We start from the raw sequence: 12,470 nt of genomic DNA, 5'->3' as shown, positions 1-12,470 counted from the left end.
GCCGAGAAATCTGGATCACGCAACGCGGCGCGCGTCCCGGGCCATCAGAACAGACCGGCCGAGCATGCGGTCTATCGAGTCGCGGATTTGCCGGTAAGCCCGGCGTGGCCCGTTGGGACCGCCGGGCTCCTCCACGGCAATTGGCCAATCCTGGCGGTCCACAGCCGACTGGATGTGAGCCGGGATCTGGCTTGGAACCACCCCGGACAACAGGATCATCCGGTCAATGATGGGGGCATGGGGCAGAAAAAACACGTCGAGGCTTTTCGGCTGCAATTCTCGACCATGAAGTCCCGTCGATTCGAGCAGCCCGTGCAACGCCGGATGGGCGGCGGAGCAAGGATCGAGACCGGCCGAAAACGCGCGCACAAGCCCGCCTCCACACTGATTCACGTAGCACTCCGCCAACGGACTCAAAAGGGCATTGTCCGGGCATACGAAAAGGATGGTCGTCTTTGGCATGGGGACCCTCGGGATGTTTCAACGAACAACACAAGTTTCGACACCGCGCCGTCTACTGCGATCGCGCGACCGGCAAATGACAATTCGAAAGAAAACCACCGCTTGGCGGTCTGAAATCAGCTTTCCCGCGCACCGCCCGTGTATTAATCGTCATAATTTACGATAACTGTTAAATAAACCGAGTGGAATGAACCGGCCTAAAGGAACAAAGCTCTTTTTTTCAAAAACCGTCAATGTGACCCAATTCGTATCCAGTCGAATTAATCATTCTTCAATGCCGGGTTTTCAGACTCCCTCGGTAAGAATTCGGCTATGCGGAAGTGAAACATGGCCTTGATCAGGATGGCCGGCATGCGAATTGTCCCATACATCATCGGAGCCTTGATAACGTTTGCCTTCGCGCTTCAAGCCGCTTCTGAGGCAACCGACATCACCGTGGTCACCGAGGATCTCCCTCCATTCTCCTATATCGAGAACAACGAGGTGAAAGGCGTTGGCGCGGAGACAATTAAGGCACTTCTGACTGAAGCCGGATTGCCGGCCGATCTCCAGTTCATGCCGTGGGCGCGTGCCTATCACACGGCCCAAGTCCTCAAGAACACGGTGATTTTTCCGATCGCCCGGACCCGCGACCGGGAAGATCTATTCACATGGATCGGGACCATTGCGCCTTTCGGCGCTTCGCTCTACCGCCATGTTGATCGTGACGACATCACGATCAACCGGATCGAGGATGCCCGGGATCTGCATGTCGGCGTCTACATCGAGGACGCAAAGCACCAGTTTCTCCGCAGCAAGGGTTTTGAAAATCTCAGCCCGGTGGATCAGGATATCCTCAATATCCGAAAGCTCACCATGAAGCGGCTCGACCTGATCGCCATCGATGACGCCGTACTGACTTATGAACTCAACAAGCTCGGTATGGAGGACGCCCCATTTGTGAAGGCGTTTCCGATCGCACCGCTTAGCGGCTATCTCTACGTCGCCGTTCACAAGGACACGGACCCGGCTCTGGTCCAGCGCTTGAGAACCGCCCTTGAGACAATCAAGGAAAACGGAATTCACAAAAGCATTCTGGCCGACTACGGGCTGGGTCCGTTGACGAATTGATATCGCCCCGCTGCGTTTCTTCGGCTGGAGGCCCTCATTCGGGCTCGGCAAACGCATCGAAGGCGGCCAACGCCTCCGCACCATAAATCATCGATGGACCGCCGCCCATGTAAACGGCCACTCCAATTGTCTCGACGATTTCCTGGCGGGTGGCTCCATATCTGGCAGCCGCCTTGGCATGATAGGCAAGGCAACCGTCACATCGGGCGGTAATCCCGATCGCCAGTGCGATGAGCTCCTTGGTCTTGGAATCCAGCGCCCCCGGAGCGATGGCCGCGCGGGCAAGTTCATGGAAGCCCTTGGCGACATCGGGAATCCCTTTTCGGACATCCGCCATCCGGCCATCCGTTTGGGTAATGAAATCCTGCCAATTCGACACCGCCATGTGATTGTCTCCGTTCTGAATAGCGCGCCGGGGCGCCCCGGACGCGACAGTGATCGCGCCGCAAGGTCGTCCCTTTTTTTCGATGCGGCGTTGATTTCAAGCAATTGTCGTGATGTTTCATTACCCAAAGACCCTGCGATGCCGGCTAAGCGATACGGTCGATACCGTCTGAACGGCAGGGTCCCCGATTTCAAAACGAAGGATATCAGTTTGCCCATTTCGATCTGGTGCATTCTCGTGGCGGCGATACTGCCGATTTTGGCGGCCTTTCCCGCCAAACTTAACAAGGAGTTTGACAACGCAAACCCGCGTGACCCTGAGTATTGGAAGGACGGCTTCCGGCGCCGTGCCCAATCCGCGCAGTCCAACGGTTTCGAGGCCTTCCCCTTTTTCGCGATTTCCGTAATCGTGGGGCTCGGCCAGGGCGGCTCCGCCGATTTGATCGACAGGCTGGCGGTTTTGTTCATCGGCTTGCGGATCATTTACACGTTCGCCTATTGGACCGACCGTGCAACCCCAAGATCGATAGCGTGGGCCACCGGTTTCCTGACATGCGCCGCGATCTTTACCAGCCCACTGTGGAGCTGAGACCATCGTCACACAATGCGCTGTAGTGAGGTTCGCCAGATCCATTCGGAATTTGCGTAGGGCGCCGGAACCGGTTACGCATGGGTTGAAGAACAGCGCACAGGCGAACCGCCAAAGGTGTTTTTGTGCCAAACAGTGATCAATCGACGTCGACTTTGACCACCAGTAGTGCTGGTTCATTTGCCGCGCATTACACGCGTGACCATATCGTCGACACGCTTATTTGCGAGCGCGGGCAAAAGGTGATGGCCAGTCCCTGGTGGCCGCTCATCCGTCCGTTCGCCTACAAGATCCTGCGATATCATTCCGCAGTGGAAATGGCCGATGCCATTGGTCAGATGGATGCTGAAAGCGTCTTTTCCCATGTAAGCGACCTCTTGCGTGTCAATGTCACGACCAAAGGCTTGAGCCGTGTTCCCGCCGAAGGGCCGGTAGTTCTTGTTTCCAATCATCCCACAGGCATCGCTGACGGGATTGTGCTCTACGACGCGATCAAGGCCCGGCGGTCCGACCTTTCAATCTTCGCCAACCGGGATGCAATCCGGATCAATCCCCGTCTTTCGGACATGATTGTTCCGGTCGAATGGCGCGCCGACTTCAAAAGCCGCGAAAAGACCAAGGAGACACTCCGTTTGGCCGCATCCGCCTTCGACAAGGGCAAGGCCGTGGTGCTTTTCCCGTCCGGGCGGCTCGCTTACTGGCACGACGGAAAATTGACGGAACGCCCGTGGATGACATCGGCTGTGGCTCTTGCGCGAAAGAACAAGACGCCGATCATTCCGGTGCATATGGGTGGCCGCAATTCCGGGCTGTTCTACTTTCTTGCCCGCGTCTCGACCGAGCTGCGGGACATGACGGTGTTCAACGAACTCCTGAACAAGAAAAACGCGAGGTTCACGGTTCACTTCGGCAAACCGATCGATCCAGAGCTGGTTTCCGGAGACCTTGCAGACATCACAGAGCGCATGCGCGTCCACTGCGCCGAGACTTTGGCCGCAAATCCCGACGCCGACTTCGTCTAAAACTTCCCGGAAGCGATAGATCCCCCGCTTTCTGAAGGCAGCCCATTGATGACGGGCCGCGAATAAGGAAGTGTGGCAAGGATCCATCAAGCTTCAAAACCGTTCATGTCCTCACCATCCGTGCATTCCGAGAATTTTCCAGACCCGGCCGTGCCGCGGCCGCGCGCGTCCGTTTTGCGCGACCCGAAGGCAATCCTTGAATCCGTGTTTGGCTATTCCTCTTTTCGAGGCCGTCAGGGGGAGGTGATCGATACGCTGGTTGCCGGGCGGGATGCTGTTGTGCTGTTTCCCACCGGGGCGGGCAAATCCTTGTGCTATCAGATCCCGGCGCTCTGCCGCCGCGGCCTCGGCATAGTGGTTTCCCCTCTGATTGCGCTCATGAAGGACCAGGTCGGCGCCTTGCAAGCGGCCGGCGTATCCGCAGCCGCCCTGAACTCGGGACTGTCCCAGGATGAAAGGGAAAGGGTTCTGGCCCAGATACGCGATGGGGACCTCGCGCTTCTCTATGTGACGCCCGAACGTTTGGCCAACGAAGGCTTTCTCCGGCTGCTTGATACGATTCCTCTGTCGCTCTTTGCCATCGATGAAGCGCACTGCGTGAGCCAATGGGGGCACGATTTCCGCCCGGAATACCTGAACCTGTCTGTTTTGTGCGACCGGTATCCAGGTGTTCCGCGCGTCGCCCTGACCGCCACGGCCGATCCCCACACGCAAAAGGACCTTCAAGCCCGCCTGCGGCTTGAAGACGCCAAGGTCTTTCAAACGAGTTTCGACCGCCCGAATATCCGCTACGAGATCGTCGAACGGACCAATCAACGGCAACAGTTGCTGGATTTTCTGTCCCGCCACCGCGGCGAAAGCGGCATCGTCTACTGCTTGTCGCGTGCCAAGGTGGAAGACATCGCACAGTGGCTAACGGCGAAGGGAATCCGGGCCCTGCCCTATCACGCTGGCCTGGCGCCCGAGCTGAGGGCTGCCCACCAGGATGCGTTTCTACATGAAGAGGGACTGTGCCTGGTTGCCACGGTCGCCTTCGGAATGGGCATCGACAAGCCGGATGTCCGGTTCGTCGCCCATCTGGATCTTCCCTCGTCCGTCGAAGCCTACTACCAGGAAACCGGCAGGGCGGGCCGTGACGGACAGCCCTCGGAGGCCTTCATGGCCTACGGCATGGCGGATGTGGTCCAACGCCGACGCATGATTGCCGAGGGAGATGCGCCGGAGGAAATCAAGCGGGCCGAGCAAGCCAAGCTCAACGCTCTCCTCGGCATTTGCGAAACCGCCCGCTGCCGCCGGCAAGCGTTGTTGGCGCATTTCGGTGAAGTCTATCCGCAGCCCTGTGGCAATTGCGACACGTGCCTGGCTCCGGTGGAAACCTGGGACGGTACAGAGGCTGCCCAAAAGTTGATGTCCGCCGTCTACAGGACCGGCCAGCGGTTCGGCGCCGGTCACGTGATCGACGTCCTTCTGGGCAAGGAAACCGAAAAGACGGACCGGTTCCAACACGGCCAATTGTCCGTTTTCGGCATCGGACAGGATCACTCCGCGAAGACTTGGCAATCCGTGGTCCGGCAGTTGGTCGCGGCCGGCTGGCTTGACGTGGACCATCAGAATTTCGGCGCACTCACGCTGAATGGCGCAGCGCGCTCGGTGTTGCGCGGAGAGGAAAGGGTCATGCTCCGGCGGGACCGCGGAGCGAAGGGCCTGCGCCAGGCACATGGCGCCCGGATGGGGAGTGTTGCCGACGATCTGGATAGCGACGACCGGCACCTCTTTGAACGGCTCCGCCGCCTCCGGTCCCAGATTGCGAAGGAAAACGGCGTGCCGCCCTATGTCGTTTTCCCTGACGCCACCTTGGCGGGGATCGTCCGGGCCCGCCCGGCGACACCCGCCGGGCTCCTCGATGTTTCCGGTGTCGGACAATCCAAGCTTGAACGTTATGGCGCCGTTTTCCTCGACGCCGTCGCCGAATTCGAAGCCGAATTATAGACGGCGCTCTCGAGCGCTTCTCGACAAGATTGGATCTTACTTACCGCTTCAACCTGAACCAGAATGGCTCCGGGACGCAACGCACAGCGCCGGTCACGACCCCATGCCGGGAATCCCCTTGAAGGCTTGTTCGCCCCAAACCCGCCTGACCGTTTCATCCCGCCGGCAGGCCTGCCGGTAGCCTTGGTAGGCATCGGCGCGGGTCACATAGCCGAACCGGGTCAAAGTCCGGACATCGCTGCGGTAGTATTCTTGGTGAAAATCCTCCGCTGGCCAGAAGACGGCCGGTCCTTCGACCGGAGTGAAGATCTTCCGATCGAGGCTTTTTTCCGCGTCCGCAACGGCCGCGCTCGCGGCTTTCGCCTGGGCTTCATTCAGCGGATAAATCGCGCTGGAATAACCATAGCCCCGGTCGCAAAACTGCCCACCCGCGTCGGTCACATCGATCGTGCGCAGGAAAATGTCGGTCAGTTCGCGATAGCTGATCTGGCTTTCGTCAAATTCCACCTTCACGACTTCGCGGTGCCCGCCGCTTTCGTAGGTCTTGTAAGTCGGATTTTCGGTTTGCCCACCCGCATAGCCGGAAATGACATCCTTCACCCCCGGGAGCTTTTGAAGATCAGCCTCCACGCACCAAAAGCAACCACCGGCGAACAAAGCCGTTTCCGCCTTGGCGGGATTGCCCATGCCACCGCAGGCAAGCGCAAAAGCAAGGGCATGGGGTGTAAAGCGTTTCATGTGCGCTCCTCCGTTCGAATTGCCTTCCCAGTTAAGGCACATCCAGCGTCAAACAACTGACAAACCGATGCCCAATCAGCAAAACCGCGTGATCCATTTGTGAGTATGGCCTGTCAACACATCACGGCATGCGGGGTCTGACTCTGCCGCCGCTGCAACCGGACCGGCTGACACAGCCGGAAAAGGATAGACAATCACTCCACCGTCTCAAACCGGAACCCAAAAACAACGGATGGACAAACTATTTTCGCAGCACTGTCTTTTTTTGACCATCGAAATCCGCTATGAGAAGCGCATCGATCTTGTTTGCCGGAACTTGGTACTGCGCGGTTCGCCGTGTTTCTAACGAATTTCCCTTCAACGTCGACGATCCCTCGCAGGATGCATGTGCGTTCTGCGTAACCTACACTGACCGATTGAAAGGACATCGTTATGACCATCGGTACCGTAAAATTCTTCAATTCCGACAAAGGCTATGGCTTCATTCAGCCGGAAGACGGCTCGAACGACGTTTTCGTTCACATTTCCGCAGTCGAGCGCGCCGGAATGCGCACGCTGAACGAAGGCCAAAAAGTCAGCTTCGAAGTTGTTCAGGACCGCCGCTCCGGCAAGTCCGCCGCCGACAACCTCCAAGAAGTATAATATTTGACGCGCCAAACCGCCGTTCTGCACAGGCGGTGCGCTGTTCAATAAGCGAAAGGCCGGATCACCCCGGCCTTTTTTGTTGTCATCCTGCCTTGCCGGATCGGCGTCAGGTGCATCGGCCTGCCCGGGACGCTCCTGCTCCACCGCCCCTGATGCAAATTACTTTTGCTCGCCCGCCACACATCCTATGGTAGCTTTCTGGATTCCCGCTTCACCAAGAAAGCACCCTTTCCAAGGGCATTCGATCGGGACCGGCACGGGAGGCAGACGATGACGGCAGATGATCGCCCTTGGGCGGCCTATTACGAACCAGAGATGCGGACGGACATTGATGCGCCATCCTACCGGAACATCGGTGCCCTGGTGCGGTCGGTTGCCAACACATACGCCAGCGCTCCGGCGTTCACCACTTGCATGCCCAATGGCATGAACGGCACACTGACGTTCCAGCAGGTCGACGAGATGTCAGATGCCTTTGCCGTTTATCTGAGGGAAGTTGCGGGGCTGACAAAGGGCGACCGCGTGGCCCTGCAAATGCCAAATGGCCTCGCCTTTCCGGTTGCCGCCTTTGGCGTCTTGAAAGCCGGCTGCGTGCTGGTGAATGTCAATCCGCTCTACACGGCAGATGAAATGGCGCGGCAATTCCTGGACTGCGAACCGCACGCCCTGGTCATTGCCGACATGTTCGCCGAGAAGATCCCGGCAGCGACCCGCGGGCATCCCATTCCAAACATTATTGTCACCCGGGTGGCGGAGTTTCTCCCCAGCCTGCCAAGGGAGATCATAGGGCTGGTTCAAAAATACTGGGACCGGTCCGTCAAACCGATCGAGGTTCCCCATATCCGGTTCCCGGATGCGCTTGCCGCCGGACGGACGCATCAAGCGCAGGATCATATCGAGGTGGACGCTTATCACCAGGACATCGCGCCCGACGATCTCGCATGTTTGCAATATACCGGCGGAACGACAGGCGTGGCCAAAGGTGCGATGCTCACCCACAAGAACCTGATCATGAACATGGAGCAGTCGCTCGAAATGATCCCGGCGATCAAACGGGGAACGGAAGTCGCGCTCACGGCCTTGCCGATGTATCACATCTTCGCGTTCACGGTGAATTTTCTAGCCTTCTTTTGGGTCGGAGGGCGAAACATCCTGATCCCCAGCCCCAGACCGCTCACAAATCTCAAACGGGCATTCGAGAACTACAAGATCACCTGGATGAGCGGGGTGAACACCCTGTTCAACGGACTGAACAACGAGCTATGGTTCCGCGACAGTCCGCCAAGGCACCTCAAGCTTGCCTCGGCCGGCGGCATGGCCCTCCAGGCCGATGTCGCAAGGCGCTGGGAGGCGGTGACTGGCAAAACGGTCTTGCAAGGCTATGGTCTGACGGAGACTTCGCCGGTCCTGAGTTTCAATCCCATGGGAAAGACACGGGACGGTTCGATCGGTGTGCCCGTTCCTTCAACCTTGTTGCGGTGTGTGGACGAAACCGGCCAGCCGGTGCCGCAAGGGACGCGCGGCGAGATCGCGGCCAAAGGGCCGCAGGTGATGGCAGGCTATTGGAAAAAGCCGGAGGAAACTGCCGCCGTGATGCGGGACGGCTGGTTTTTGACCGGCGATATCGGCGTCATGGATCCCGATGGATACTTCACCATTGTGGATCGAAAGAAGGACATGGTGGTGGTCTCCGGCTTCAATGTCTATCCCAACGAAGTCGAGGATTGCCTTGCCAGCCACCCCGGCATTTTCGAATCCGCGGTGATCGGTGTGCCCGACGCGGCAACCGGGGAAGCGGTAAAGGCCTTCATCGTCCTGAGTGACAAGAGCCTGACGGCGGCTGACATCCGGGCGCATTGCAAGGAGCATTTGACCGCCTACAAAGTGCCCAAACAGATCGAGTTCCGCAGCGAGTTGCCGAAGTCGAATGTCGGGAAGATCTTGAGAAAAGACCTGCGCGCGGAAGAACTGCGCAGCCTGGCGGCGGAGTGATCCATGATCGGTGCATTCGAGCAAGCGCTGCTTGCAGCCATGATTTTCGTCATCATGCTGGGCATGGGCGCCTCGCTCACCCCCCGCGATTTCTACCTGGCCCTGCGCCGGCCCTACGGGCTAGCGGTCGGCGTGATCTCTCAATACGGGTTCATGCCCTTGATCGGTTTTCTCATGACACTCGCGCTCGGCCTTCCCGCGCCAATCGCCCTTGGCCTGCTGATTGTCTCCTGCATGCCGGGCGGAACCACGTCGAACATTTTCACCTACTTCTCCAAGGGCAACCTGGCGCTGTCCGTTCTGATGACCGTGACATCGACGGTCTTTGGCGTGCTCCTGATCCCGCTCGTCCTGCTGGTCTACGCCTCGGCGCTCGATCTGGAGATCCCGCGCGAGAATATCGTCGCCACCCTGGTCATCCTCCTGATCCCGGTCGGGATCGGTATGGGACTGCGGCGGCTCAACGCCAATGCGGGCGCCGTCACTGAATTCTTCGGCTCCGTCCTGGCGCTGGTCTTCATTGCCTTCATCGCCATTTCCTGGGTGCCGCGGAACTGGCAGTTTCTCCTGTCCACGACCCCGTCCACCTATTTCGCGGCGATCATGCTGGGCGTGTTTGGGATCACAGTCGGCTATCTTTTCGCCCGCGCGCTGAAACTGCATCCGCGCAATGTGCGCACGGTCGCGCTGGAAACCGGCATTCAAAACGCGCCCCTTGCCATTGCGATCATCGCGCTCACCTTTTCCGGCGAGGAACAGCAATCGATCATGGCGGTGGGCGCGCTCTATTCCCTGTTTATTGTCCTCACCTCAACGGCCGTTACCCTCATCTTCCGCCGCGCCAACACAGCAGCCGAACAGACAATTCCGGATGGTCTGTTGTAGGGCAGATGCTCGGCCGCATGTCAGGCCCGGAACACAGGCAGGCAAAGTGGCAGGGTCGATGACCGGATACGGCTGCGGCAACACGCATGTCTATGATATCGGCCGGTCAGTGCCGGTTTGCCTCCGCCTGTGTACCCCGCACTGCCTGCCAGCCTGGCGCAAGGACCTTGTTGACCATCGGGATCAAAAGCAGACCAAAAGCCAAACCGAAGACCCCGTCCAGAGTTGCCTTCACAAGCCAGATCAGGAAACCTTCCGCCAGGCCAATCGCATGGGAAAGACCATGGGCGATGGCGTGGATCGTGTCATAGAGCCCGCCCATCCCAAGGTCACTAAGCCCATGTATTAGGATTGACCCGCCGACCCAGAGCATGGCCGCCGTACCGACCGTCATCAGCACCTTCATTATCCCCGGCATCGCCTTGACGATCCCCCTGCCCAAAGCGCGGGTGACCGGCAGGCTGCCCTCCGCCGACAAATACAGGCCAAAATCGTCGGCCTTCACGATCAAGGCCACGGATCCATAGACCATGAGCGTGATCCCTACAGCGACGATCGCCAGCGCGGACGCCTCCATCCAGAGGCTGCCATGGGGAATCTCCGAAAGGGCAATCGTCATGATTTCCGCCGACAAGATGAAATCCGTCTTGATTGCCCCGGAAACCTTTTGTTCCTCAAGATGGGTCGGGTCCTGTACCAGATCTTCCGGCAGATCGGCATCGTGATGGGCGGGCGCGAAGAGGTGATAGATCTTCTCCGCGCCTTCAAAACACAAATACGCCCCGCCGAGCATCAAGAGCGGCGTAATGATCCCGGGCAAGAACGTGTTGAGCAGCAAGCCAATTGGCAGGAGAAAAACCAGTTTGTTTTTCAGAGAGCCCTTCGCGATCCGCCAGACGATCGGCAATTCGCGGGCCGGCGCGAAACCGGCGACATACTTCGGGGTGACCGCCGTATCATCAATCACGGCCCCGGCAGCCTTGGTGCCCGCTTTGGCGGCCTGACCGATGACATCATCCACTGAGGCCGCCGCCACCTTCGCAATACCAGCAACGTCGTCAAGAAGGGCCAGCAATCCACTCATGGTGTCTCCGGTGCAACGCTGGTTTCGCAGTGCTGCCATGATAATGGCCTTTTGCGACAGACCAAATGTGGGCAGCATTCGAAACCGCCAACCGGCCAAAAAACTTATCCACGCTCCCTGCGGCCGGCCCTATACTATTGCCGTGCCCGCTCAAATGGGCCCCTGTCCCGGACCGGCCGGCAGGGCGGAGCGGGACGGGCGAAGGCTGAGAGTTCGGGGTAACGTCACCGTCTCCGGTCTGCTGGTTGAGGCGCCAAGCGGTCTGTCGCATGATCCGGCGCTCCTCCCGGCTGGGTCCATTGCGGCGGCGATCTGACACATCGCGCGGGCCTGGCGGGAATCGAGGCCTGCCTTCCAGATCAAAAAGCCCGGGCGAGGTGTGACAGCTTTTGCCGAAGAAACAGTAAAACACTCAAACTGCGCAGGCAAAGCCTGCCGCACCTCGCCACTCCCATCGGTTTTGGGACCCGGCCTTGAGCGTAACGCCGAAGGGCAACCTTGCGGCGGGTTTTGGTGTGCTTGACGGACGATAGACCAAGCGCTCTTCAAGCACCGCGGATCAAGGCGCGGGTTTACGGAATGGATCTTGTGGGCAGTGGTGTCCTATCCGTGCTCAGGCGCCACTCACTCGTTTGGCTGGCCAAAGTGAAAGCTCCCTACAGAACGCAAAAAAACCGCCACGGATTTCTCCGGAGCGGTTTCCTGTTTTTCCATTTTTCAGAAGCAATCGCTTCGGGAAAATCAAACCCGGCGTTCGACCATCATCTTCTTGATCTCGGCAATTGCCTTGGCCGGGTTGAGGCCTTTGGGGCAGGCCTGTGCGCAGTTCATGATCGTGTGGCAGCGGTAGAGCCGGAACGGGTCTTCCAGATTGTCCAGCCGCTCGCCGGTCGCCTCGTCGCGGCTGTCGATCAGCCAGCGATAGGCCTGCAGCAAGATGGCAGGGCCCAGATACCGGTCCCCGTTCCACCAGTAGCTCGGGCAGGAGGTGGAGCAACAAGCGCACAGGATGCACTCATACAGGCCATCCAGCTTGGCACGATCCTCATGGGACTGGCGCCATTCCTTTTCGGGCGTTGGCGTCGTGGTCTTCAGCCAGGGCTCGATCGACCGGTGCTGCGCGTAGAACCGGGTCAGATCCGGCACCAGATCCTTGACCACGGGCAGATGCGGCAGCGGATAGATCTTGACCACATCGCCGGCAACCTCGTCCATGCCCTTTGTGCAGGCCAGCGTGTTGGTGCCATCGATGTTCATCGCGCAGGACCCGCAAATCCCTTCCCGGCAGGACCGGCGGAAGGTCAATGTCGGATCGATCTTGTTCTTGATGTAGATCAGCCCGTCGAGAACCATCGGCCCGCAATCGTCGCGGTCGACGTAGTAGGTGTCGACGCGAGGATTCCGTCCTTCATCCGGATTCCATCTGTAGATCCGGTATTCGACGAGGTTTGTGGCTCCGTCCGGCTTCGGCCAAGCCTTTCCATCCGTCACCTGAGAGTTCCGGGGAAGCGTCAGCTGAACCATCTTTTCATGCTCCGCGTTGGGGCCCGCATGTCGCGTCCGGGCCGTC

Annotated in this window: 12 protein-coding genes; 7 read left to right on the top strand and 5 right to left on the bottom strand. The window is 59.0% G+C overall.

Translation table 11 applies throughout. The annotated features are described in order from the left end of the window. Positions 1–15: 15 nt before the first annotated feature. The gene (locus F0184_RS09500) at positions 16–393 is read right to left on the bottom strand and encodes a low molecular weight phosphatase family protein (RefSeq protein ID WP_206668327.1); all 378 of its coding nucleotides are present in this window, start codon (positions 391–393) and stop codon (positions 16–18) included. Positions 394–813: 420 nt separating this feature from the next. Between F0184_RS09500 and F0184_RS09495 the strand changes: the two genes are divergently transcribed. Further along, on the top strand, positions 814–1,572 hold the full coding sequence (locus F0184_RS09495) for a substrate-binding periplasmic protein (protein WP_172972064.1): 759 nt from the start codon (positions 814–816) through the stop codon (positions 1,570–1,572). A 34-nt stretch (positions 1,573–1,606) separates the two neighbouring features. On the opposite strand, the gene F0184_RS09490 is transcribed toward F0184_RS09495, so the two are convergent. Further along, positions 1,607–1,957 carry a carboxymuconolactone decarboxylase family protein gene (locus F0184_RS09490; protein WP_150495944.1) on the bottom strand — a complete coding sequence of 117 codons (351 nt, stop codon included), beginning with the start codon at positions 1,955–1,957 and terminating at the stop codon, positions 1,607–1,609. Between the two features lie 210 nt (positions 1,958–2,167). Here F0184_RS09490 and F0184_RS09485 point away from each other — a divergent pair, with 210 nt between their 5' ends. From F0184_RS09485 to recQ, 3 genes are all read left to right on the top strand, one after another. Further along, positions 2,168–2,545, top strand: a complete 378-nt coding sequence (locus F0184_RS09485; protein WP_150495943.1) for an MAPEG family protein — start codon at positions 2,168–2,170, stop codon at positions 2,543–2,545. A gap of 155 nt (positions 2,546–2,700) precedes the next feature. Continuing rightward, positions 2,701–3,567 (top strand): GNAT family N-acetyltransferase, encoded by an 867-nt coding sequence (locus F0184_RS09480; RefSeq protein ID WP_208998407.1) that lies wholly within the window; start codon positions 2,701–2,703, stop codon positions 3,565–3,567. A gap of 105 nt (positions 3,568–3,672) precedes the next feature. Then, positions 3,673–5,556, top strand: coding sequence for a DNA helicase RecQ (recQ, locus tag F0184_RS09475; RefSeq protein WP_150495941.1), 1,884 nt, complete (start codon positions 3,673–3,675; stop codon positions 5,554–5,556). Between the two features lie 93 nt (positions 5,557–5,649). On the opposite strand, the gene msrA is transcribed toward recQ, so the two are convergent. Further along, positions 5,650–6,294, bottom strand: a complete 645-nt coding sequence (gene msrA, locus F0184_RS09470) for a peptide-methionine (S)-S-oxide reductase MsrA (RefSeq protein WP_150495940.1) — start codon at positions 6,292–6,294, stop codon at positions 5,650–5,652. Between the two features lie 432 nt (positions 6,295–6,726). Between msrA and F0184_RS09465 the strand changes: the two genes are divergently transcribed. The 3 genes from F0184_RS09465 (at position 6,727) to F0184_RS09455 (ending at position 9,816) form a co-directional block, all read left to right on the top strand. Then, positions 6,727–6,936, top strand: coding sequence for a cold-shock protein (locus tag F0184_RS09465; protein WP_150495939.1), 210 nt, complete (start codon positions 6,727–6,729; stop codon positions 6,934–6,936). A 273-nt stretch (positions 6,937–7,209) separates the two neighbouring features. Further along, positions 7,210–8,931 carry an AMP-binding protein gene (locus F0184_RS09460; RefSeq protein WP_150495938.1) on the top strand — a complete coding sequence of 574 codons (1,722 nt, stop codon included), beginning with the start codon at positions 7,210–7,212 and terminating at the stop codon, positions 8,929–8,931. A gap of 3 nt (positions 8,932–8,934) precedes the next feature. After that, positions 8,935–9,816 (top strand): bile acid:sodium symporter family protein, encoded by an 882-nt coding sequence (locus F0184_RS09455; protein ID WP_150495937.1) that lies wholly within the window; start codon positions 8,935–8,937, stop codon positions 9,814–9,816. A 106-nt stretch (positions 9,817–9,922) separates the two neighbouring features. Here the strand turns inward: F0184_RS09455 and F0184_RS09450 are convergent, their stop codons facing one another. After that, complete coding sequence (locus tag F0184_RS09450; RefSeq protein WP_150496123.1) at positions 9,923–10,900, bottom strand: DUF808 domain-containing protein; 978 nt, start codon at positions 10,898–10,900, stop codon at positions 9,923–9,925. A gap of 741 nt (positions 10,901–11,641) precedes the next feature. Next, complete coding sequence (locus F0184_RS09445; RefSeq protein WP_150495936.1) at positions 11,642–12,424, bottom strand: succinate dehydrogenase iron-sulfur subunit; 783 nt, start codon at positions 12,422–12,424, stop codon at positions 11,642–11,644. Positions 12,425–12,470 lie beyond the last annotated feature (46 nt).

The sequence above is a fragment of the Roseibium aquae genome (genome assembly GCF_008711285.1).
Taxonomy (GTDB): domain Bacteria; phylum Pseudomonadota; class Alphaproteobacteria; order Rhizobiales; family Stappiaceae; genus Roseibium; species Roseibium aquae.
Note: the sequence above shows the minus strand (reverse complement) of the source record. Positions and strands in the feature narration are given on the sequence as shown.